The sequence below is a fragment of the Flavobacterium hauense genome (assembly GCF_054457175.1).
The window spans coordinates 68,857-92,920 of sequence record NZ_JBTKVX010000014.1 but is presented as its reverse complement, the minus strand read 5'-3'; the positions used below and the strand labels follow the sequence as shown (position 1 = coordinate 92,920).

The following is a 24,064-nucleotide window of genomic DNA, read 5'->3' as shown; positions in this document are numbered from 1 at the left end:
AAAGGTTTTGAAAAAAAAACCTCGCAGGTCAACCGGAATATGGCAAAAATAATTCCCTTTAAGGCAGTAAGGCCTACACGTGATAAAGTGAGCCTGGTTACCTCTCGTTCTTACGACGAGTACACTCCTGCCGAACTGGCCTCACAGCTGGATTATAACCCCTTCTCATTCCTGCATGTGCTTAACCCTGCTTATGTGAACCAGCAGAAAATTTCTGCTGCAACAAGGTTCAGGGCGGTACAGAATAAATACAACGAGTTTAAGGATGAACATATTTTTAAGCAGGAGAAAGAACCTGTTTTCTATTTATATGAGATACAGGGAAAAAGCGGTACCTTTACCGGAATTATTGCAGGAACTTCAATAGAAGACTACAAGAACAACATCATAAAAAAACACGAGGATACTCTGGCGTACCGCGTTGAATATTTTAAAGATTACCTTCACCAAACTGGTTTCAACACCGAGCCGGTGCTTATCACTTATCCTGAAAACCCTGAACTGCAACAGTGGATTGAGGCTGTAAAAACCAGAAGGCAGCTGTATATGTTCACTTCCCTTAACAAAGAGAAACATACTTTATGGAGAATCAAGGATAAAGAAGAAATAAAATGGATTGAGCAGCAGTTTGAAGCTATAGGCAGTGTATATATTGCCGACGGTCATCACCGTTCTGCTTCTGCTGAATTGCTTTATGAAGAGGACAAGGCTTCGGGTAATGAGAACCTCAACTATTTCATGAGTTTCCTTATCTGTGAAACCAACCTTAAGATATACGAATACAACCGTATCATCAACGACCTGAACGGTCATAGCAAAGAAAGTTTCCTTACGGCACTTGGAACCGAATTCAGCATAGAGAACAAGCATCAGGAATTGTGGAAGCCACAGGCTAAATTTCAATACGGGATGTACCTGGATGGCGACTTTTATGCGCTTACGCTTAAAAACACTAACTTTAATTCGGTACTCGAAGCGCTGGATGCACAGATACTGTACGAGAAAGTTCTGCATCCTTTATTAGGCATAGGTGACTTACGTAACGACGAACGTATCTCCTACATCCCGGGAAGCAAGCCCATAACAGAAATAAAAAAACTGGTAGACAGCGAGGAATTTGAAGTTGGTTTTATGCTTTACCCTGCCTCAATAGATGAGATAAAAGACCTAGCCGACAACAACCTTATCATGCCACCTAAGAGTACCTACATCGAACCTAAGTTCAGGAGTGGATTGGTGGTTTATGAACTTTAATCGATTATCTGATTATTCGATAGCAGGATTATTCGATGAAAAATCTGCTATAAAAATATGGAACCTTAAATTTGCATTAGTATACCGTCTTGATCCAATAATCAAATGGTCTAAAAATCCAACAATCTGAAATGTCAATACAATCTAACCTCAACGAAATAAAAGCCTCTCTTCCTACTCACGTTACACTTGTAGCGGTAAGTAAGACCAAACCTGTATCTGACCTTATGGAAGCCTACAATGCCGGCCAGCGCATTTTTGGTGAGAACAAGATTCAGGAAATGGCAGGTAAGTATGAGGAAATGCCAAAAGATATTCAATGGCACATGATAGGGCACGTACAGACCAACAAGGTAAAATACATGGCACCTTTCGTGAGTCTTGTGCACGGTATTGATAGCCTGAAGCTATTGGCAGAAATAAACAAACAGGCTAAAAAGAATGACCGTCTTATTGACTGCCTCCTTCAAATGCATATTGCTGAAGAAGAAACTAAATTCGGGATGGATGAAAGTGAACTGAACGAACTTTTAGCCTCGGATGAATTCAGGCAGATGGAAAACATAAAAGTAACCGGCCTTATGGGCATGGCTACCTTTACCGAAGATGAAACCCAAATCAAAAAAGAGTTTACCCACCTTAAAACTATTTTCGACGGTTTGAGTGGCCTGTCAACTGTTAACTGTCAACCGACAACTCTTTCAATGGGCATGAGTGGCGACTATAACATCGCTATAGAATGCGGCAGTACGATAGTACGCATCGGCAGCAGCATTTTTGGAAGCCGATAATTGTTAAATCAGATTTATTTGAGAATTTTGGTGTTGACAGAAGCATAAATTTCCGTACTTTGTAAGCTTTAAGAATAATCCCCTAAACCGTAAACAATTTTTTGTACGCGATATTAGACATAGAGACTACCGGCGGGCAGTTTAATGAAGAAGGTATTACAGAGATTGCCATTTATAAATTTGACGGGCATGAAATTGTAGACCAATTCATTAGCCTCGTTAATCCTGAAAAACCCATACAACCTTTTGTTGTTAAGCTTACCGGCATAAATAATGCCATGCTTCGCAGCGCACCAAAGTTCTATGAGGTTGCCAAACGCATTATCGAAATTACCGAAGGCTGCATTATCGTTGCACACAATGCACAGTTTGACTATCGTGTATTACGCACGGAGTTCAGGAATCTGGGTTTTGACTTTGAAAAACAAACACTTTGTACGGTAGAGCTTTCGCAAAAATTACTGCCGGAGCAAAAATCGCACAGCCTGGGTAAACTGGTACGCGCCCTGGGCATACCTATGAGCGACAGACACCGTGCCACTGGTGATGCTATGGCGACGGTTCAGCTATTTAAACTTTTGTTGTCTAAAGACACTGAAAAAGAGATACTGACCAGCCTTATAAAAACCGAACAGAAGAAAGGCATTTCTCCTAAACTGATGGATCTTGTTGATGGTATACCTTCGGTTACAGGACTATATTATATCTATAAAGAAAATGGCGATCTTATATATCTGGGCAAAAGCAGGAATATAAAAAAGAGGGTCAACCAACACTTTACCAGCGCTGCGCGAAAATCTAAAAAACTGCAACGTGAAGTATTTTCTGTCCAATATGAAGAAACAGGTAGCGAACTCATTGCACTTCTTAAAGAATGCCAGGAAATAAAAGTCAACAAACCGGTATATAACCGCGCCCTGAAAAAAACAGTCTTTCCATGGTCACTATATGCCGAAAAAGACAGTCATGGTTACCTGTGCCTGAAACTTCAAAAGACCGATAACCGTAAGAAAGAAATCGTTTCTTTCCCTGGAATAGTTGAGGGAAGAACTGCACTTTTTGCCATAGTCGAAAAATATAATCTCTGCCAAAAGATAAATGAACTAAGCACATCTGATAAAGACCATTGTTTTCCGTATGAGCTCAATAACTGCAATGGGGCATGCATGGGCCATGAAACTCCTGAGCAGTATAACGAGCGTGTTATGGAGTTCATCAATAACAATAGCTTTCATAACCAGAGCATGATCATTATTGATAAAGGGCGCGCCTTAGACGAACGCAGTGCCGTGCTTATTGAGAATGGCGTTTACAAAGGCTATGCCTTCTTCAACCTGAACTATCAGGTAAACAATATCGACATCCTTAAGAATATACTTGTTCCTATGGAAAACAATAAGGATGTGAAAAAAATAATACAGAACTACATCCGTAAAAAGAAAGGCTTAAAAATAGTACGCCTTTAAGAGATTCCGTATTTTTGATATAACAAACAACCGCATCTTGGAAAACAGCAAAGTAGACGATTTTCGTAAAAAGCTCCATACCATTATTTATGAAGCCGATACTCCTGCGGGCAAATTCTTTGACCTGTCGCTACTGGTTGTTATACTCATAAGTGTAGCTGCCGTGATGCTTGAGAGTGTTGCTTCCATAAAAATAAAACACGGCCATCTGCTTGCTCTCATTGAATGGGTAGTAACCATTTTTTTTACAATAGAGTATATAGCACGCCTTTTTGCCGTAAACAAGCCTCTGAAATATGTTTTCAGCTTTTATGGCATTGTAGACCTCTTGGCCACCATACCGCAATATATAGGATTGCTTTTCCCCGGTTCCGGTGTATTAATGGCTGTACGTGCTATACGCTTACTAAGGATTTTCAGGATACTGAAACTCGTTCACTTTGTTGGGGCTTCCAATCAGCTTGTGGCTGCACTTAAGACAAGCCGAACTAAAATAACTGTATTCCTGTTCAGCGTACTGGTCATCTGCGTAATCTTCGGAACCCTTATGTACATGATCGAAGGCCCGGAGCATGGCTTTACCAGCATCCCTATCAGCATATATTGGACGATTGTGACGCTAACAACAGTAGGCTTTGGCGATATTACTCCAGAAACGCCTTTTGGGCAATTGGTATCGTCGCTCATCATGGTACTGGGCTATGGCATAATTGCAGTCCCAACCGGACTTGTAACTGCAGAACTGATGCGTGACAAAAAAGTTAACCTTAATACTCAGGTATGTCCCAATTGCAGTGCCGATAAACACCGCGATGATGCTCACTTTTGCTATAACTGCGGCTACCGCTTAAATGAATAATGAATACCCCTTTACAACATAAATACCTTATTACTGCCATAGGTCCTACAGCGATAGGAAAAACCGCACTTGCCATTGAAATCGCAAAACATTTCAGATGCGATATCATTTCGGCTGACAGTAGACAATTTTTCAAAGAAATGGCTATTGGTACAGCCGTACCCTCTAAAGACGAACTGGAAGCCGCAAAACATCATTTCATACAAAACATAAGCATCTTTGATGATTATACTGTTGGCGATTTCGAGCGTGAAGCGATTTCAAAACTCGATGAACTTTATCAAAGCAATGATATCGCCGTTATGGTGGGCGGCTCAGGATTATATATTGACGCTGTATTAAAAGGTTTTGATGATTTTCCTGACATTGATATTACCGTACGCGAAAAGCTAAAAGAAGATTATGAAAAAAACGGGATTGAATACCTTCAGCAAGAACTGCAAAGGCTTGACCCTGTACATTACGAAAAAGTAGCAAAAGAGAATCCGCAGCGCCTGATGAGAGCATTGGAAGTATGCATTGGCAGCGGAAAGCCCTACTCCTCTTTTCTCAATATCAAGAAAAACAGCCGTAACTTTACGCCCATTATCATTGGCCTTGATGCCGACAGGGAATTAATGTACAGCCGCATCAACCAGCGTGTTGACATAATGGTTGAGTCGGGACTTCTTGAGGAAGCCCGTGAACTGTATCCTGACAAAAAACTTAACGCACTACAAACTGTAGGTTACAGGGAGCTGTTCAGTTATTTTGATGGTGAGTTCACAAAAGAATTTGCCATTGAAGAAATAAAAAAGAATACCCGCCGTTTTGCCAAAAGGCAGATGACCTGGTTTAAGCGCAATGAGGCAGCTATGTGGTTTGATTTTAAAACGCCATTGCCTGAAATTATTAATTACATAGAAACACAAACGAATGCCGATATCCGATAAATTTAGCTCAATATATCACCAGGATTGGGAAATAAATTTCCTGCAATGTACTCCCAACGGTTTGCTGAAACATACGGAACTATGTAACCTGCTTCAGCTTACAGCAGGCTCTCATGCTGAATTGGGAGGCATCAGCTATCTCGACATGCAGACCAATGATCAGGCATGGGTATTGAGCCGCATACGTGTTGAGATTGATGCTTTACCTAAATGGGGCGATACCATAACTATTAAGACATGGATAGTGGATTTGCAGGGATCGCGTTCGGTAAGGGCCTTGGAAATGTATCTGGGCGAAAAGAAACTGGCAAGTGCCCTGACGTTTTGGGCGGTACTAAACACCAAACTCAGGAAATCTGAACCGTTGGCATTGCCACACGAGCATTTCGAAAAATATCCTGACGATATACCCACAGAACAATCTTTCAAAAAAATAGAGCTTTCACGTTCTTCCAATGAACTGGGAATAAGAAAAGTGGTATTGTCAGACCTTGATATTGTATTTCATGTGAATAATGTAAAATACCTTGAGTGGTGCCTTGACGCTATAGACTATAAGCCGCTTTTAAGACAGCAACTAAAAAGCTTCGACATGAATTACCTTCGTGAATTGATGCCCGGTGACGAAGCAGCACTATTTATAGGCACAGAAGAAAACCAAACCTATTTCACCATACAAAAAGGAGATAAGCCAAGCTTCGCACTAGAACTCAACTGGAAATAAAAAAAGCCCCTAATTTTTAATTAGGGGCTTTTTTTATTATTTCTCTTCAGCTACCTTGTTTTTTACAACAAGCCTGAATCCTTCTCCGTGTATGTTAAGTATTTCAACTTCTTCATCCTGCTTAAGGTACTTCCTTAGTTTAGCAATATAAACGTCCATACTCCTTGAGGTAAAGTAGTTGTCATCTCTCCAGATTTTGGTAAGAGCCAACTCTCTCGGCATAAGGTCGTTTTCATGAAGAGCAAGCATTTTAAGCAGCTCATTTTCTTTAGGTGATAACTTGATCGGTTCATCCTTATCAAACGTAAGGAAACGTAGTTTTGAATTCAGGTGGAATCTACCAATCTGGAATTCAAATTTAGAATTATCAGTTTTAGTTTCAGATGCTTTTCTCTGTATGATAGCTTTTATTTTCATAAGAAGCACTTCAGAGTCAAAAGGTTTATTTAGGTAATCATCAGCACCTACTTTATAACCTTTTAAAACATCTTCCTTCATAGATTTAGCTGTAAGGAAGATGATAGGCACTTCTTTGTTCTTTTCCCTGATCTCTCTTGCAAGTGTATATCCATCCTTGTACGGCATCATTACATCAAGAATACACAAATCGAAATTATCCTTCTTGAATTTTTCGAAACCTTCCATTCCGTTTTTAGCTAATGTAACATCAAAGTCGTTGATTAACAGATAGTCTTTAAGTACAGCTCCAAAGTTTGGATCGTCTTCAACTAACAGAATCTTTTTGTTTGCTTCTTCCATATTTTTTTTAATTAATTAATGGCATTTTTATTATAAAGGTGCTCCCCTTTCCTTTTTCACTTTCCACATAAATGTGGCAATTATGGTCGTCTATAATTCGTTTTACATAGGCAAGGCCCAAACCGTGTCCTTTTACATTGTGTAAGTCTCCTGTATGCTCCCTGTAGAACTTTTCAAAAATTCTTTTTTGGGTAACCTTAGACATTCCCAGCCCGTTGTCTTTAATCTTTATCAGAACGAAGTCTTTTACATTTTCGGTGTAAATATCTATAACGGGTTCATCGGGAGAATATTTGATTGCATTGTCTAAAATATTAACAAGAACATTCGTGAAATGCACATCATTAAGCAATACCGTAGTCCTTTGAGCGTTATAATGCGTTGTCAGGGCACCATGTCGTGCTTCTATGATTAAATATACGTGCTCAATTGCCTCCTCAATTACACTCTCAATATCAGCCTGGTCTTTAGTTATTTCCAATTCTTTTTTATCAAGTTTGGAAATCTGCAGCACGTTCTCAACCTGTGCATGCATTCGTTTATTTTCGTCTTTTATCATTTGCAGGTAACGCTGTACCTTTTCCGGATCACTAAATATTTTTGGGTTCTTTATAGCATCCAAAGCAAGATTAATCGTTGCAATGGGTGTTTTGAACTCATGAGTCATATTATTGATGAAGTCAGTTTTTATTTCCGATATCTGCTTCTGTTTTATTAGCTGATTAATTGCACTTAAATAAGCAATTATTATAATGAACGTAAATATTATTGACAAAAGCGTAATACTGAAAATCGCTTCAAACAAGAACTCATTCTTCTTCGGAAAGCTCAAAAGTAATGCCACTTTTGTATTATCATCATAAACCTGGTAATCATCCGGGTTATTTTCTACATATTTAAAATGATCAGACTTTATTTTTGTTGGCAGCCACTGCCTTAAAATAGCGAATTCATAATTCGTAATAATCTTATTATCAATTAACTTAGAACTTATTAACGCCTGAACCTTACCTTTTTGAAGCCAGCTTTCCAGTGGTCGATATTGTCTGAAATCTTTCAGATAAAGATCAATATTATCCAGGTGCGAAATTTTTTCATGATCATCACCTTCTGATGAACTTTTTTCTGACCTTTCATGAAAATTTCCTTTTACATATAATTCCAGTAACTCTTTTCTTGAAGGCTCATGCCCTATACTGTCCTTATAGTCTTCAAAAATCTTCTGGAATTTTTCCCTTTCCTGTACCTTAATGTTATCAGTTACCTGATTCAACATATTTTGTACCCTGTACTTAAATTGCTCTTCGCTACTTTTGAACGATAAGTTGACCCAATAAACCTGTACCAGTATGATACCTATAAGAGATAGGCTCATAAAAAATACCAGTAAACGAAATCTAGTCTTGTTCATCGATACAAAATTAACATTTTAACATTTAAAGCCTGAATAGATTAACCAAATATTAACAAGGGCTGCTAATTTTCAATTTTATTTAGAATTTTAAGTATTTTATCAGCTTCTATCTTTGCTTCTTCAATATCAATATTATTGATTATAAAGTCACTCAGAGCTGCTTTTTCCTCATCACTCCATTGTGCTTTCATTCTCGCAATCACTTTTTCCCGTGTTGTTGCATCACGCTGTATAACCCTGCTTATCCGTAATTCTTCAGGAGCTGTTACAAGTATTATCTTATCACAATCTTTATAAGCACCACTTTCAAACAAAATTGCTGCTTCACGTATTATGAATAAAGCATCTGTATGTTTAGCCAGCCATTCTTTAAAATGCTGCCTTAGCCTGGGATGAACTATACTATTAAGCGATTTCAGCTTCTCAGGCTCATTAAAAACCACCGCAGCCAGCTTTACCCTATCCGGAAGCCCATCTGTCATTACAACGTCTCCAAATACATTTTCCACCTCTTTAGCTACTTCCTTAGTAAACAGGATAAGTTTAGCTTCATCGTCGGCAATATATAATGGTACACCCTCTGATTTAAAAAAGTTTGCAATGGTTGTTTTCCCACTCCCAATACCACCAGTTAGGCCTACTACTTTTGTCATTATTTAAAGAATAATTCAGGAAAGGCTTTTTTAGGGTCTTCTTTTAAAACGTGTACAGCGATAAAAGATTTCAGATAACCACCTCCATAGCCATAAAACTGAATAAATACAGCTGCTACTGACAGCATGCCAATTTTCAGGCTTTTGTTTTGGATCGCTGATACTGTCAAGATCATAACAGCGTACAAAATATAAAGATAAATCCCAATTTGTACATCAATTAACAATAAGATAAGAGAACATACCAATCCTATCATGAATAAAGTAGGAAAAAGAAAAGTGATTTTTTTATACTCAGGGTGCCATAAATCCAGTATGGGCCTTGCCTTTCCAAACTTATTTACCTGTTTGTGGAATTTTGCCCAATCTATTCTCCTTTTATGATATACATAAGAATCTGAAAAAAGTTTAGTTGCAAATCCCATTTTCCAAAGCCTGATAGAAAGATCAGGATCTTCTCCCGGATGTATATTCCCAAACCCACCCGATGCTTCAAAAGCTTTTTTAGACAGTCCCATATTAAAGCTGCGTGGCTGGAATTTTTCTATTTTTTCCGATTTACCTCTTATTCCTCCTGTTGTAAGAAATGATGTCATAGAAAAGTTAATTGCTTTTTGAACATCACTAAACGAATCCAGAGCAGCATCAGGTCCGCCAAAACAATCAACATAATCAGCAGCAAGGTTTCTGCGCACACTTTCGAGATAGTCCGGAGGTATAATACAATCGGAATCCAAAATAATGAAATAATCACCTTTTGCTATTGTCATACCATAATTCCTGGAATCTCCGGGACCACTGTTAGGCTTAAAATAATAAGAGATATTCAGACTGTTGCTATAAGCGTCAACCACCTCTTTACAAGCTATAGTTGACCCATCTTCTATTATTACAATCTCATACGGTTCTTTAAATGTCTGTAAAGTCAGGCTCGCCAAAAGCTCTTCTACTTCATCAGGCCTGTTAAACACAGGGATTATTAAGGAAATCAGCATTTAATTTATTTTTTAACAAAGTTACTCTTTATAATAAAAAAAGCCACCAAAAATGGTGGCTTTAATTTATAATGGCAATAATTACCATTTTATGTTACAATTATTGTCTTTTGATAACCTTAATTGTTTTCACAGCGCTGCCTGAAGTTACACTAACTACATAAGCACCATCTGCAAGCGAAGACATATCCAGTTTCACATCAGTAGCATTATACTGATGAGTAAATACTCTTTGACCAAGCATATTAAATACTGTAACCGAAGTTATATCCGAAGAATAAGCCAGGTTCAGCACATCTTTAACAGGGTTTGGATGATAAGTGAAAGCTTTAACATCAAACTTATTCCTGTCAAGAACTATGTTTACAGCTACTGCAAGTGCACCTGTACTTGTACACTCACCTACGGTTTGTGTAGCATAGTAAGTAGCACCCTGCACTAATTGTGTACCCGGAGCAAGAGGGTTAGTCTGTGACTGGGCATTAGCTAAAGTAGTGTACCACGTGATAGTACCTGCAACAGGATCTGTCACTAAGTCTTCAATTGTAGCTTCATCAGCAGTTCCAACTTCAAGTATCTGGAAGCTGTCACCCGTAGGAGTATCAACTATAACTAACGTCAGCGTAAACGAATTTTCATCAGAACATACTAAATCGGTGCCTTCTTCAGCATATACATACAGAGTAGTTGTTTCAGTTATTGCTGTACCTGCAGCAACCTCAACACCTGTACCTCCTGCTTCAGTAAAGTAAGCACCAATTGTAAGTTCAGGAAGCACATACTCTGAACAGAAACTTACATTTTCCGGAGCATCAGCAACAACATTATGAATAGTTGCTGTTACACCAAATCTTGCAAGACCTTCACATCCGTCAATAGTTTGTGAAGCATAGTAAACTGTACCATCAACAAGAGCAACATCTCCGTTAACAACATTACCAGCAGTTTCAGCATCATACCAAGTGATAGTATCACCGTCTATGATAAGGTCTGCAACAGTACCAGAAACACAGAATTCCTGCTCTTCATCTCCTGTTGGTGCAGGAGTAACACTTAATGTAACCACAACTTCGGTTCTTGCCAGACCTTCACATCCCTCAATTGTCTGAGAAACGAAGTAAGAAGTCGCAGTAGTAAGAACATCCGTAGAAGCTAAAGGCGTTCCGCCTGTAGCAGCTGCATACCATTTTACAGAAGCGTCATTAGGCAGTAAGTCAGCAACAGTAGTTCCTTCACACAATGTCTGAGTCGCCTCAGCATCAGGAGCAGCAACAACATTTAGACTAACTGTAAGAACTGTTCTGTTATAACTCTCACAACCATCAAGAAGTTGAGAAGCATAATATGGTGTACCGTCTACAACTACTGTTGCAGCATCAAGAGCAGTTCCACCTATCGCATTAGCATACCATTTAACATCTGTACCTGTAGCAACAAGGTCAGCAATAGTACCTGTACCACAAATTACCTGAGTTGGAGCCGGAACTGTTGGACCAGCAACAACGTTAAGGGTAACATCAGTACTTGCAGTAACTAAACATCCTGTATTACCGTTAGTCGATGTAAGCGTATATGTTCTCGCCGCTGTAGGCTTCACATAAACTGTAGCAAGAGACTGTCCTGCATAAGGAACAGTACCTGCAGCATCACTGAATAGCTCAGTATCAGGAGACCATATAACGTTAGAATTTTCTCCTGTAATCCTAAGATTATCTAACAACCATCCATAATACAGTGCAGAACTATCAGTAGTTAGTCTGAAACGTACCCTAAACTGGTTTGTCAACGCGGCTACCGGAATATTAATTGTTTCATTTTTCCATAAAGCATTGGTTGGAGTTACCGTAGCAGATGTAAATGTACTTGTCCAGTCAGCATAACTTTTTGTAGAAAAAATCACACCACTAACAGGTGTACTAGTACCCTGCGTTGTTATAAGCGTACCTGCACCTGCATAGCTTGAAGCCGGGAACGTAGTCCACGTTGTTCCTCCATTAGTAGAATATTCAACATATCCGATATCATACGAAAAGGTTGGACCTTCTAAAGCGGCAATATGAGAGAATGTTAACTGTGCCGTTGCACTTCCTGAAAGGTCAATATTACCCGCAGAACTATAGCTAACATTTGCACTATTACTTGAAGTATTAAATAAAACAGAACCTGTACCCTGTGTAAAGTAGGTTGAGTTTAAAGCTGTAGTTGCTGTACCCGCAGTATTTGATGTTACAAATTGTGCCGTAAGCGTATCAAAATTTTCTTGTCCAACAGGAGTACGTAAAAGTCCGCCTGTAGCTGTAAGTGCCTGTGGAGCACCTTCACACACGGCTATCGATGCCGGTATTACAATTGCTGTAGGCATTACGTTAATAGTAACATTTACAGTAACCGGTGGAGCCAGACATAATGAGCCTGTAGACTGAGAAGCCTGAAGCGTATATGCTGTAGAAACAGCAGGGTTAAATGTCCACCCTGTAGCTGCATCTCCGGAAACACCTGTTGAAGGAGTCCATGCATAGGTATTATAATCAGCTGCACCTGCTGTAATTGTTACAGGAGCAGTTGTTTGGCCTGCACATACGGCAGCAGGGTTGCCACTAAGCGTTAATACCGGTGGAGTATTTACTGTAGCCGTTACTGCAGTTCTTAAACTTGCGCATGGAGCTGTATAGTTCCAGTTATAGAAATAGAAATAATTGGTGCTAGTTCCTGCATTATAACCATTAGTTATGCTTGCAACACCTCCAACTGCATAAGGATAAGTTACTGCACTAGTTTCGCGAATCATGCTTGGCCCTGACATAGCCACTAATCTGTAGCCAGTACCTGCCGGTATGCTCCAGCCAAGGTTGATCGTATATTTAAGCGGAACAGTTGCACTACCTGCCGGAGCAGCAATTGTTGTAGTTTGCAGTTGGTTACCTGCATTGTCCTTCAATGCTACTATAAGATCTCCTCCATCAGGAGAAAGTAAATACACATCTACAGAGTTTAGAATAAATGTGCTTGTAGCGTTAAAAATTAAGCCATATTCAAACGGAGTTGTACCTGAAGTAGTACCAGCCGCTGGTGCTACTTTTCCGCCTCCTGCTGTCGCAGATCCAGGCTTTTCGGCAGCAACATAAAATGTTTTAGTCGCTGTAAGATTTGTTGTAAATGATGTTCCTGAAGCTAATGGAAGACCTCCGGTAGCATTTTCATACCATCTAAGCGTACCAACAGCTGCAGTTGCACCTAAAGTAACAGAACCTACACCACATCTTGTAGCCGGTGTGGTCGATGATGGACCTGCAGTTGCAAAGTTCATTTGTATTGGATTTGTTGTACCCATTGCTGCACTTGCAGTACAAGTAACATTTACCCTATAATATAAAACTGATACCGGAATAGCCACATAGGTAGCATTTGTAGCACTAGCAATATCTGTAAAAGATATTCCGTCTACAGAGCTCTGCCACTGATATGTAACACCTGTACCAACAGGGGTATTCTGAACTGAAAGCGTTACCGGTGTTCCCAAACAAACAGTAGCTGATGAAGCAACAGTATTGCCAGGAACCGGAGTTCCAAAACATACATTAGATTCTGCAAAAGACATAAAGCCTGTATAGTTTGCAGCTACAACTGGAGTAATCGACTGCACAGTATTTGGAGTCCCAGCCACAAAAGTAGCAATACTACCAAAAGTATTTGTATAAACACCATCAGCAGAAGGTGCCATTACAGGGATCATAGGAGCAGTTAAATTTGGATCCGCTAATCTTACCCTGATATCGGTAACAGTACCTGAAACGATAGGTGCTTCCCATCTTCTGTTTGCAGTAAGGTTGATGATCGAAGGATCAGCAGTACCTGTATTGGCATCAAAAGCTTCAGCTTTCATTACTGTAACAGCAGTTGTTAAAGGAGCAAGGAAAACCGGAGTATAAGCCGCTTTACCTACCGGGAAAGGAATGTAGTTAGTGTTTGCATTACCCGAAGCAATAGTTCTTGCAAAAGGCCCTGCAATGTAAGAAGTTGCACCTCCACCAGAAAGTGTACCTGCAGCAGTAGCAGTACCCAGTGTAAGTATATTAGTATTAGTCGTATTTACTTTACCTGCAGTAAGTGTTAAAGTACCACTAACTGAGAACGGTGATGCAAATGTCAGACCTGCAGCATTTGTATTATTAACTGTCAAAGCAGTAAAGTTAGCCGTAGGCGAAGTAGCAAGATTTGATACGGTACCTGTATTAGTAAATGTTTGAGCTAAAATTGCAGGCCCAAATGTTAGCGCTGATGTTGTATTAGAAGCTACAACACCAGTAACAACACCTGTTGTACTGATAAAAGTTCCTGCAACGTTTAGATTACCTCCAACAATTACAGTTGCCGCAGTAAACGTATTTCCAGCATTAATAGTTAAATTACCATTCGTAGTCAGCTGATATTGGAAATTAACTCCCCTGTTCGTTCCTGAACCACCATTAATAACAACACTACCAAAAGACAGATACGCAGAACTTGTCCATGTACTCACATAAAAGCCACTTGTATTACCACCTGCATCTGTTGAAACGCCATCTCCAAATTGCGTTATGTGAGCAGGATTAGTTGCTAATGATGCAGCAGCTGGAGTTGAATTTGTAAAGCTAAGTGTATATGCAGTGCTATTAGTAGTCCCAACGTGTGGATCTACAAACAATAATGTTCCTCCTGTAAGAGAGATATTAGTAGTTGCAATATTAAACAATGGTGTACTCGTTGCTACAGAATTTGCAACAACACCCGCACCATTACCATCAATTTTGATGGTTCCTCCAGTCTGGCTGAATACAGATGTTGTTAATGGTACATTAATATTACCATTAACTGTAAGAGTACCACCCGTAACATTCAACGTACCGTTATTGGTAAGTGTATTATTATTTAAAGTACAGCCTACAGTAAGATCACCTGACGCGATATTTAATATACCCCCTGCAGCTATAACAACTCCTTTAGCAACATTGGCTGCCGAGTTTATAGTTACTGTATGGCCAGACACAATATTTACAATATCGTTACAGCCTGGCACAACACCATTTTGCCATGTTGCAGGCGAATTCCAATCACCACTTGCGATAGAAACATATGGTACCGCTGTAGATGGAATTGCTAAGCTAAATGGCCCGCCAACCAGCTCGGCAGCAGTCAATACTCTTTGTCCGCCCGGTGTAACCGTACCAGCCTGATGCGTTCCTGCAAAAGCAGTCCCTGCAATAATGCGTGCATTTGCCGCCGGAAGCGGGGCCGTATATAAACCTGGTGCTAATAGCTGAAGTTCAAAAGAGGTAGCTGCCGTAGGTGTTCCACTTAATGTAGATACCGACCATGCATCATTACCTTTTAGATCAACTGTAGCTGCTCCATCGGTTGCACTTATAGGTGTTGTACCTGCACCGGCAGTATAAGTAACCGCGAGTACACCTGCAGCTGCTGCCGGCGTATTTCTTTCTATTGACGCAGACCTGTCCTGATTCAATGAATTAACAAACGGATAACGTCCACCTGTTCCTGTAGCATCTGCTGCTGCAGTAATACTTGTACCTGTACCTGTTGCTGTATACCATCTTCCAAAAGTAGTTCCGCTTACAAAACCACCAGCAGTATATGTTAAAGTTCCTGTAGATGGAGTCGAGTTTCCAAGAACAAATGAAGCTCCTCCTGAAGTAGCAGCTTTACCAGATGTAAAGGTTAATGTACCGCTCACAGAAATAGAATTTGCAGGCTGTGTCGCCACATTTGAATATCCTTTAAAGGTAACACCTGCACTATTTGAATTATTTATAGTTACAGAGTTAAAGTTTGCTGTTACAGACGCCGGTGTCCCGTTGTTTACAAAAGCACCTGTACCTGATATAGCCTGGGCATTTGTACTAACTCCAGTCGTACCATCGATATAAGTACCCGCATATAGTGTACCTGTACTTACAAATGTTCCGTTGTTAATAAGGTTCTTAGCAAAATGCACAGTATTGGCATTGTCTCTATATTCGCTATTCGCGTTAATAGTCAGATCTCCATTAATACCATGTGTACTTTGGTTTGTTACGAAACGATTTGTTCCGGCACCACCATTAACTACTATGTTATTAAATGTTAATCTTCCTGATCCCTGGAATATATAGTAGCGGAAACCGTAAGTTGAGCTACCTCCGGCATCTGTTGAAGTACCATTACCAAATCTCAATGTGTGTGTACCTGAAGTAAGATTTACATTTGTACCACTATATTGAAAAGTATTCGTAGCCGTAGTAGATGCATGTGGATCGACAATTGTCAACGTCCCCCCGGTCCAATTAATAAGATTTGTACTTACCTGCACTATTGCAGTATTTGCAGCGACTGAAGTAGCTGCTGCACCTGCATCATTACCATCTACATTGATATCTCCACCACTCTGGTTAAATGTAGATCCGGAAGCATGTAACATGCTACCATTAACATTTAGCGTACCTCCTGATACTGTTAGTGTACCATTGTTTGTAAATGTGTTATTCTTCAGCGTACAACCTACTGTAAGATCGCCTGATGCAACATTTAGTATACCTCCTGAATTAACAAGAACTGCTTTAGCAACATTAGCTGCCGAATTAACCGTTACAGTCCTCCCTGATAAAATAACAACACCATCATTACAACCCGGAACAGTTCCTTTGCTCCATGTTGCAGGATTATTCCAGTCACCATTAGCAATAGCAGTATGAGAAACATCTGCATTAGCTATACCAATGTATAGTCCTGTTGGCGCAGTCAGGTCAGCAAAAGAAACACCACTTCTTTGTGCAATAAGTATAAAAGGAGTTGTATTTACATGCGTTCCGCTAATTGCTGCCGATTGTCCCATTACCCTGCTACTGGCTGTGGAAGGATAAACTAGATCCGGAGCAAAAATTGTTGTCCAATAACTTGCCGCAGCAGGCGAAGTACCTTCAGTACCCACTACAAAATTACCGTTCCATCTGTCAGTAATGGTGTAGGTTCCATCAGCAATAGATAATCCTGTAGTAAAAGTTGCTGCGTCATTAAACACAACTGAAAATTTACCTCCTGCTGTTGGTGTAGTTCTTCCAAGGTAAAAAAGCCTTTGTTGACCATTTGACAGAATGAAAGGATATCTTCCCGCATCACCTGTTGCAACCGAGGTAGGACCTGAAGTAGTATATCCTGTTCCTGCAGCTGTCCACCACCTTACAAATTTACCTCCGGGCATAAAACCACCATTAGTAACTGTAAAAGTATTTCCTGCAAGCGTAGCGCTTGAACCATAAGTGAATGTATTAGTACCTAAATTAATTTTGGCATTAGTAATATTAAGGTTGTATTCAACATTAATATTATTCATTTGCCAGTTAATATTAGGAATAGCAGTACTTGTATTGCTAAATGTAAGGTTCCTTATCATATTATTCACAAAAGTACCTGTACCCGAAAGGGTTTGCACAGTTGATCCGTTAAGTGTAAGGTTACCTGCTGTCGTTGCACCAACAGACAGATTTATCGATCCGTTATTTACAATATCACCAGCAACTGTCAGTGTTTTGCCCGTTGTACCGTTAAGAACATTTACAGCTCCTGTTGCATTTACTGTTAAATTTCCCGCTACGCCAAATGTTGTTGGTGTAGTTCCATAAGCAAGTATCCCATTTACAGTAGCATTAATTACTGACTGCCCTGTTGCGTTAACCGTAACAGTGTGTCCTGCTGCTATGGTAATGTTATCACCAACAGTAGGCACCGAGTTTAGATTCCATGTCGAAGCATCTCCAAAATTCCCCGTTGCTATTGAAACATAATTTGTAGGCAAAGAAGAAGTTAAAGATATATTATCGATTGCAGCAGGTGGTGCAGTACCACCACTACCATCATTCTTCCAATAAAAAATTAACCTGAAAGTAGTACCTGCTAACGCAGCAGGTAAATTGTAAGTTGCCGTCTGAACTGTACTTTGCTGGTTACCATTACCTATTAAGGTAGCACCCGCAATTTCAGCTGGAACATTGGTTGCCCCACTACCGGGATGGGTTGTAGTACCTACGGGCGTTATAGTTGTAGGTGCAGCATACACCTGCCATAAATCCCAAGTAGACTCTCCCTGACCATACCAGTTGAACGTCAAAGTAATTTTTGCTTCGCCGGCAGGAATTGTTACATCTCTGTAGAAGTAATTCCCTGCTGAGGCATCTACATTATAACCAAATGTCCCCGAATTGGAAATGTAAGCTGCATTGCCGGTGAGGGCACCTGAAGCAGCTGCCGTACCTACCACCCATGGGTTATTGGCAGAGTTCGATACCGTCCAACCGTTTGCGGCAAATGTGGTGCCACTGGCAAAACCACCTGCCCCTGCCGGGTCAATCAGTACCGTTTGCCCATATCCCATCGTGACAAGCGATAACATAAAAGCAATTAGTAAAGTAATTTTTTTCATAAAAAAATGATTAATTAATTAAAAGTTAATAAAAATAACCATTTTAGTTACACCTATAACACAACCCTACAGGTTAGTGATATTTTTGAAATAAAACACACAATAAGTAATTTTTATTACACTTATCTCAACATCTATTTAAATTTACATTAAATAATTGAATATTAACTAATATTTTGACGTTACATTTATAACAATAGCCTATAATATTTGTAGAGATTTAATTACAGTCCAAAAAAAAAAGCCCTTAAAGGGCTTTTTACGTTATAATAACAAATTTTGTTCAATAATTTAACAGCTTATTTGATACTTTCAACATTTACCATTTCATTGGCGTCTGCTGTATAATCAACATCTGGGTAATCAAATCCAAAAAGGTTATAAAAATCTTTTCTGTAACCTTCAAGATCCCCTATTTGCGCCAGGTTATCAGTATCAGCTTCTTTCCAAAGCTCAGCCACTTTCGCCTGTACATCATCACGCATTTCCCAGTCATCAATTCTTATCCTGCCTTTATCATCAACAGCCACATCGCCGCCTTTATAAAGCCTGTCAGCATATAAGCGCTGGATTTGCTCAATGGTTCCCTCATGAATCCCCATTTCTTTCATTGTTTTATAAAGCAATGAAATATATAAAGGTATTACCGGTATTGCTGAACTTGCCTGCGTAACCAATGCCTTATTAACAGAAACATAAGCCTTTCCTCCAATAGCCGAAAGGCTATCGGTAATTTCAAATGCAGTAGCCTCAAGATGGTCTTTTGCACGGCCAATGGTACCTTTTCTATAAACCGCTTCAGTTAATGAAGGGCCTATATAAGAATATGCAACTGTAGTTGCGCCTTCAGCGAGCACACCTGCTCCTTTAAGAGCATCAATCCACATTGCCCAGTCTTCGCCGCCCATTACGGTTACAGTATTATCGATATCATCTCCCTCTGCCGGAGCAATAGAAACTTCAGACACTTTTCCGGTATGGAAATCAACTGTTTTGTTAGAGAAAGTCTGTCCAATAGGCTTAAGAACAGAACGGTGAAGAACACCTGTTTCAGGATGCATACGCACCGGTGAAGCAAGGCTGTATATAATCAAGTCAACTTGTCCAAGATCTGCTTTAATCATATCGATAACTTCCTGCTTAACTTCTTTAGAAAACGCATCACCATTAATGCTTTTTGCATAAAGGCCTGCTGCATGTGCTTCTTTTTCAAAAGCAGCAGAGTTATACCAGCCCGGTGAAGCGGTTTTACCTTCTGTTGGCGCTTTTTCAAAGAAAACACCTATAGTTGAAGCATTGCTTCCAAAAGCACTCGTAATTCTTGATGAAAGTCCAAAACCTGTAGAAGCACCAATAACAAGCACTTTCTTAGCACCGTTTATAGCTCCTTTAGATTTCACATATTCTATTTGTTGTTTTACATTTTGCGCAGCACCGTCCGGATGGGCAGTCAGGCAAATGAATCCTCTCATTCTTGGTTCAATAATCATATCAGTAACGGTATTATCTTATTAGTTTGTTTATAAGTGGTACGCAAAGATAGAGCGTTTTTTTAGTTAAGCAACGCTTCAGCATGCTTTAAGGCCGAATCTGATATATCCTTGCCGGATAGCATTTCGGCTATTTCTTTCACCCTTTCGGCGTGGCTAAGCAGCTTAAGTTCTGAAACTGTTGTTTCGCCCTGAGTCGACTTAAATACTTTATAATGTTGATTTCCTTTAGCTGCAATTTGCGGTAAATGTGTTATAGCTAACACCTGCATTCCGCTGCTCATTGCTTTCATGATATCACCCATTTTGTGGGCAATCTCTCCTGAAACACCGGTATCAATCTCATCAAATATAATGGTTGGCAACTTAGAATAAGCCGCCAGCACAGACTTAACAGCCAACATAATACGTGACATCTCTCCTCCTGACGCTACTTTTTTAAGCAACCCAAAATCAGTACCCTTATTCGCCGAAAATAAAAGGCTTATAACATCCTTTCCGTTGTTGTAGTAACTATCGGAAAGTGTGACATCAAATTTAAAACGCGCATTCGGCATACCCAATTGAGCAAGTATTGCTGTAATCTTTTCAGTAAGTACAGGTATCGCCTTTTCACGTTTTTCATGTATAATTTTTGCTGTTGCATTAATTTGTTCTCTTGCCGCTGCAGCTTCTACTGTAAGCTTTTCGATTGTACCGTCAAGCTCATCGGCAAACACAACTTTATTATCAAGTGCTTCCTGAATTGCAAGCAACTCTTCAACGGTAGCAGCCTGGTGTTTCTTCTGAAGGGTGTAAATAAGCTGAAGCTTTTGGTTTACCAGCTCTAACCTTTCAGGGTCATCCGTAAGCTTTTCAAAGGTTTCAGAAAGTCCATCTGCAATATCATCAAACTCAATAAGAAGACTGCTTATTCTTTCAGAAAATCCTGCATATTCAGGCGAAAGTCCGCTTATCTTTTGCAAAGTTACTTTAATCTCCTTCAGATTTTGTGTTATACCTATCTGTTCTTCATTGGCAATTGCCAAAGCACGGCTAACTGAGTCTTTTATGGATTCAACATTACTTAGCTTTTCAAGCTCTAATTCCAGCTCTTGCTGTTCACCTGCCTTCAGGTTTGCCGTAAGCAATTCCTGTAGCAGGAAGTTATTATAATCCTGTTCTTTAGAGAGGGTTTCTTTTTGTTCCTGAAGCTTTTTTAATTGTGACCCGATAGATCTGTAGCCTGTTAATTGCTTTTTATACACTGTCAGGGATTCATTACTACCGGCAACTGCATCAAGTATCAGCATTTGGTATTGCTCATCCGAAAGCTCGCGGGTTTGCTGCTGCGAATGGATATCTATCAAATAGGTTCCGAGTTCCTGAAGCTCCTGTAGGTTTACAGGGCTGTCATTTACAAAAGCACGTGATTTGCCCGAAGGCAGTATCTCCCTCCGGATAATGGTAATATCCTCATAGTCCATATCGCTTTTTTCAAAAAGCTCCTGAAGATGATAATCGGCAATCTTAAAATGCGCTTCAACAACACATTTTTGTTCTTTATCTTTCAGGGAAGTAAGATCTGCGCGATTGCCCAATACAAGCCCAAGGGCTCCCAATAGGATAGATTTACCCGCACCGGTTTCTCCGGTAATGGTAGATAGTTTGTCTGGAAAATCTATATGCAGATGCTCTATCAGAGCAAAGTTTTTTATATGTAGTGTTTGCAGCATGTTATGGCATAATACTATACAAATATAACATTTAGCGCCAAATAAATAAATTAAACTTATCAGCACTAGAGTTTCTAACCTTCACAAATAAAAAGCCTGCAATAATTTGCAGGCTTTAGGTATATTGAATCTTAAATTTTTATCTAATCTGACTCCACTTAGTTCCATTTGTAGGCGAAAGTTTATTCAGCATATCCACAAGATCGGTTAATGTTACCACAGGCCCTCCCGAAAACATTGAAACGATCTCATCAGACTTAGCATCAAAGAACACCCTTGTCAAAAACGCATTAGGTCGTACACTCTGCACTTTAGACAACGTTTTTATCGAAGCAATCGCTTTTTCTTTGCTCGCCTTCTGATCATCTGCCATTTTATCAAGCGCCATAAAGTGGTATTCATACAAAGCATCCCTGAAAGGCGTATAAGTACTTGACAAAAGGTCATTTACAAGAAAATACCTGTTTTGATTAGTTCCTTCTTGTTGTCCCCACCCTTTATAACCGCTTCCGGCTCCAAGGCTGGCAACATTCTGCGCGACCTCATAATAATCAGTGCCACTGCTTTTTTGAAAAGAATCGGCATCCATGCCTATGATGATATTAGCATAAAATGCAACTACCCCCACAAGATTGTTAGTGTCAAAACTATTAGGATTATAAAAAAGGTTATCTCCTTCGTTATACCTGAAACTAAAATCTTTATCGTTAAAGTTGAAGATAGGCGAAGAATAAGTCGAATTATAAATAGGCCTTGACGACTGTACCTGCAATGTTGCCGTAAAATTGGGAGCACTGTAGGCTGAAATATTAATGTACATAGAACACTCAATACGTTCACCAGAATCAAAATTCCTTGCAGTCCAGCGGGTGTTATTTACAAAATCTGAAAGTGACCTTTCAAGTGTTTTAAACACCTGGGTATTAGCATCGGTAATACGGTCGTAATTTATCTTCACAGTACAATTGAGCTCCTGCGCATTTCCAGTAAAGCCAAACATAACCAGCAATATCACTAACCATTTATACATTGTAATGTGATTTTATTTTATTTATAATATCTTTTGCAACTTCTTCTTTCGTCTTAAGCTCCAACGGTTCAGTATTGAAATCCTTATCTATAAAGGTAACTTTATTAGTTGGTTTACCAAAGCCAGCTCCTTCATCGTTAAGCGAATTTAAAACAATCAAATCTAAGTTTTTTTTCCTGATCTTCAGCTTTGCATTCTCAATTTCATTTTCAGTCTCCAGGGCAAACCCTATCAGGAACTGATGTTTTTTTATTTCACCCAGCGAAGAAAGTATGTCTTTAGTCTTTTCGAGCTCTAATGTAAGTGTGCTCTGGCTTTTTTTAATTTTCTGCGGCGCCACATCCTTCGGCCTATAGTCTGCCACTGCAGCAGCGGCAATTGCAGCGTCAACATCATTAAAATAATTGTGGCAGGTATGATACATCTCTTCAGACGAAACCACATGCACCACTTTTATCTGCGAATGATCCAGTTTAAAATGTGTAGGACCGGTAACTAAAATAACCTCCGCACCTTCATCGGCAGCGGCTTTTGCAATATCAAAGCCCATTTTGCCTGACGAATGGTTACCTATAAAACGCACAGGGTCTATCGGTTCGTATGTCGGGCCTGCAGTTACCAGTATTTTTTTTCCGCGAAGCGGTAATTTACTCTCAAGATCGGCTTCCAGAAAGGCAATGATATTCTCGGGCTCAGCCATCCTTCCTTCGCCGGAAAGTCCACTGGCAAGTTCACCGCTTTCGGCAGGAATCATAGAGTTTCCATACGACTGCAATGTTTTAAAACTTGCTAAAGTAGAGGGATGTTTGTACATATCAAGATCCATTGCCGGTGCAAAGTACACAGGACATTTGGCAGAAAGATAGGTAGCAAGCAAAAGATTATCAGAATTGCCCGAAACCATTTTGGAAAGGGTATTGGCTGTAGCCGGTGCAATCAGAAAAAGATCAGCCCATAGTGCCAGATCCACATGGTTATTCCAAACCGCATTTTCATCCTCTTCATTAAAAAAAGAAGAATGAACCGGATTTTTGGAAAGAGTAGACAATGTAAGGGGTGTAACAAAGTCTTTAGAAGCAGGCGTCATTATGATTTGCACATGAGCGCCTGCTTTTATAAAAAGCCTTACCAGCGAGGCTGTTTTGTATGCGGCAATCCCCCCGGAAATGCCGAGTAAAATTTTCTTACCGCTTAAAACAGACATCCCTGTAATTATTTATTTTCTTTTCTGTAAGAAATTTTATCTTCAAGCCATTCCTGAACAGCCAAAGCATGTGGCTTAGGAAGTTTTTCGTAGAACTTAGATACTTCTATCTGTTCTTTGTTTTCAAAAATTTCCTCCAGGCTGTCGTTGTAAGTCGCAAATTCCTCAAGCTTCTCGATCAGTTCCTTTTTTATTTCGGTGTTGATCTGGTTAGCTCTTCTGGCGATAATGGTAATTGCTTCGTACACATTCCCTGTTGGCTCTTCAATCACATTCTTGTTGTAGGTAATTGTGTTAACCGGAGCAGTTGTTTTCTTTAAATCCAT

At 39.7% G+C, this 24,064-nt stretch carries 16 protein-coding genes; 6 read left to right on the top strand and 10 right to left on the bottom strand.

Features of this window, described 5'->3' with window-relative positions; translation table 11 throughout:
* Positions 1–39: 39 nt before the first annotated feature.
* The 6 genes from ACX0HA_RS11685 (at position 40) to ACX0HA_RS11660 (ending at position 6,026) form a co-directional block, all read left to right on the top strand.
* Positions 40–1,254: a DUF1015 domain-containing protein gene (locus ACX0HA_RS11685; protein ID WP_458845469.1), complete on the top strand. Its 1,215-nt coding sequence runs from the start codon at positions 40–42 to the stop codon at positions 1,252–1,254.
* Between the two features lie 131 nt (positions 1,255–1,385).
* Complete coding sequence (locus tag ACX0HA_RS11680; protein ID WP_458845468.1) at positions 1,386–2,045, top strand: YggS family pyridoxal phosphate-dependent enzyme; 660 nt, start codon at positions 1,386–1,388, stop codon at positions 2,043–2,045.
* 101 nt (positions 2,046–2,146) lie between these two features.
* Positions 2,147–3,511 (top strand): exonuclease domain-containing protein, encoded by a 1,365-nt coding sequence (locus ACX0HA_RS11675; RefSeq protein WP_458845467.1) that lies wholly within the window; start codon positions 2,147–2,149, stop codon positions 3,509–3,511.
* A 37-nt stretch (positions 3,512–3,548) separates the two neighbouring features.
* Positions 3,549–4,370, top strand: coding sequence for an ion transporter (locus tag ACX0HA_RS11670; RefSeq protein WP_458845466.1), 822 nt, complete (start codon positions 3,549–3,551; stop codon positions 4,368–4,370).
* Complete coding sequence (gene miaA, locus ACX0HA_RS11665; protein ID WP_458845465.1) at positions 4,370–5,302, top strand: tRNA (adenosine(37)-N6)-dimethylallyltransferase MiaA; 933 nt, start codon at positions 4,370–4,372, stop codon at positions 5,300–5,302. The genes ACX0HA_RS11670 and miaA overlap by 1 nt, the downstream gene beginning before the upstream one ends.
* A complete protein-coding gene (locus tag ACX0HA_RS11660; protein WP_458845464.1) occupies positions 5,286–6,026 on the top strand; it encodes an acyl-[acyl-carrier-protein] thioesterase in 741 nt (246 codons plus the stop codon). Before miaA ends, ACX0HA_RS11660 begins: the two co-directional genes overlap by 17 nt.
* A gap of 36 nt (positions 6,027–6,062) precedes the next feature.
* Here ACX0HA_RS11660 and ACX0HA_RS11655 read toward each other — a convergent pair whose 3' ends face one another.
* The 10 genes from ACX0HA_RS11655 to ACX0HA_RS11610 form a co-directional block, all read right to left on the bottom strand.
* Positions 6,063–6,785 carry a response regulator transcription factor gene (locus ACX0HA_RS11655; RefSeq protein ID WP_458845463.1) on the bottom strand — a complete coding sequence of 241 codons (723 nt, stop codon included), beginning with the start codon at positions 6,783–6,785 and terminating at the stop codon, positions 6,063–6,065.
* A 7-nt stretch (positions 6,786–6,792) separates the two neighbouring features.
* Positions 6,793–8,196, bottom strand: a complete 1,404-nt coding sequence (locus ACX0HA_RS11650; protein ID WP_458845462.1) for a sensor histidine kinase — start codon at positions 8,194–8,196, stop codon at positions 6,793–6,795.
* Positions 8,197–8,261: 65 nt separating this feature from the next.
* A complete protein-coding gene (gene coaE / locus ACX0HA_RS11645) occupies positions 8,262–8,852 on the bottom strand; it encodes a dephospho-CoA kinase (protein ID WP_458845461.1) in 591 nt (196 codons plus the stop codon).
* Positions 8,852–9,847: a glycosyltransferase family 2 protein gene (locus ACX0HA_RS11640; RefSeq protein WP_458845460.1), complete on the bottom strand. Its 996-nt coding sequence runs from the start codon at positions 9,845–9,847 to the stop codon at positions 8,852–8,854. The genes coaE and ACX0HA_RS11640 overlap by 1 nt, the downstream gene beginning before the upstream one ends.
* A 100-nt stretch (positions 9,848–9,947) precedes the next feature.
* Positions 9,948–18,299, bottom strand: coding sequence for an Ig-like domain-containing protein (locus tag ACX0HA_RS11635; RefSeq protein WP_458845459.1), 8,352 nt, complete (start codon positions 18,297–18,299; stop codon positions 9,948–9,950).
* Positions 18,300–18,598: 299 nt separating this feature from the next.
* Positions 18,599–19,789, bottom strand: a complete 1,191-nt coding sequence (fabV, locus tag ACX0HA_RS11630) for an enoyl-ACP reductase FabV (protein ID WP_458845458.1) — start codon at positions 19,787–19,789, stop codon at positions 18,599–18,601.
* A gap of 62 nt (positions 19,790–19,851) precedes the next feature.
* A complete protein-coding gene (recN, locus tag ACX0HA_RS11625; RefSeq protein ID WP_458845457.1) occupies positions 19,852–21,504 on the bottom strand; it encodes a DNA repair protein RecN in 1,653 nt (550 codons plus the stop codon).
* A gap of 139 nt (positions 21,505–21,643) precedes the next feature.
* Complete coding sequence (gene porD, locus ACX0HA_RS11620) at positions 21,644–22,534, bottom strand: type IX secretion system protein PorD (protein ID WP_458845456.1); 891 nt, start codon at positions 22,532–22,534, stop codon at positions 21,644–21,646.
* A complete protein-coding gene (gene coaBC, locus ACX0HA_RS11615; RefSeq protein WP_458845455.1) occupies positions 22,527–23,738 on the bottom strand; it encodes a bifunctional phosphopantothenoylcysteine decarboxylase/phosphopantothenate--cysteine ligase CoaBC in 1,212 nt (403 codons plus the stop codon). Before coaBC ends, porD begins: the two co-directional genes overlap by 8 nt.
* An 8-nt stretch (positions 23,739–23,746) precedes the next feature.
* Positions 23,747–24,064 (bottom strand): DNA-directed RNA polymerase subunit omega, encoded by a 318-nt coding sequence (locus ACX0HA_RS11610; RefSeq protein ID WP_458845454.1) that lies wholly within the window; start codon positions 24,062–24,064, stop codon positions 23,747–23,749.

What these genes read in the sequence shown, in the direction of transcription:
- ACX0HA_RS11685 (WP_458845469.1), top strand. Translation starts at nt 40, where the DNA reads ATGGCAAAAATAATTCCCTTTAAGGCAGTAAGGCCTACACGTGATAAA.
- ACX0HA_RS11680 (WP_458845468.1), top strand. Translation starts at nt 1,386, where the DNA reads ATGTCAATACAATCTAACCTCAACGAAATAAAAGCCTCTCTTCCTACT.
- miaA (WP_458845465.1), top strand. Translation starts at nt 4,370, where the DNA reads ATGAATACCCCTTTACAACATAAATACCTTATTACTGCCATAGGTCCT.
- ACX0HA_RS11660 (WP_458845464.1), top strand. Translation starts at nt 5,286, where the DNA reads ATGCCGATATCCGATAAATTTAGCTCAATATATCACCAGGATTGGGAA.
- ACX0HA_RS11655 (WP_458845463.1), bottom strand. Translation starts at nt 6,785, where the DNA reads ATGGAAGAAGCAAACAAAAAGATTCTGTTAGTTGAAGACGATCCAAAC.
- ACX0HA_RS11650 (WP_458845462.1), bottom strand. Translation starts at nt 8,196, where the DNA reads ATGAACAAGACTAGATTTCGTTTACTGGTATTTTTTATGAGCCTATCT.
- coaE (WP_458845461.1), bottom strand. Translation starts at nt 8,852, where the DNA reads ATGACAAAAGTAGTAGGCCTAACTGGTGGTATTGGGAGTGGGAAAACA.
- ACX0HA_RS11640 (WP_458845460.1), bottom strand. Translation starts at nt 9,847, where the DNA reads ATGCTGATTTCCTTAATAATCCCTGTGTTTAACAGGCCTGATGAAGTA.
- ACX0HA_RS11635 (WP_458845459.1), bottom strand. Translation starts at nt 18,299, where the DNA reads ATGAAAAAAATTACTTTACTAATTGCTTTTATGTTATCGCTTGTCACG.
- fabV (WP_458845458.1), bottom strand. Translation starts at nt 19,789, where the DNA reads ATGATTATTGAACCAAGAATGAGAGGATTCATTTGCCTGACTGCCCAT.
- recN (WP_458845457.1), bottom strand. Translation starts at nt 21,504, where the DNA reads ATGCTGCAAACACTACATATAAAAAACTTTGCTCTGATAGAGCATCTG.
- porD (WP_458845456.1), bottom strand. Translation starts at nt 22,534, where the DNA reads ATGTATAAATGGTTAGTGATATTGCTGGTTATGTTTGGCTTTACTGGA.
- coaBC (WP_458845455.1), bottom strand. Translation starts at nt 23,738, where the DNA reads ATGTCTGTTTTAAGCGGTAAGAAAATTTTACTCGGCATTTCCGGGGGG.
- ACX0HA_RS11610 (WP_458845454.1), bottom strand. Translation starts at nt 24,064, where the DNA reads ATGGATTTAAAGAAAACAACTGCTCCGGTTAACACAATTACCTACAAC.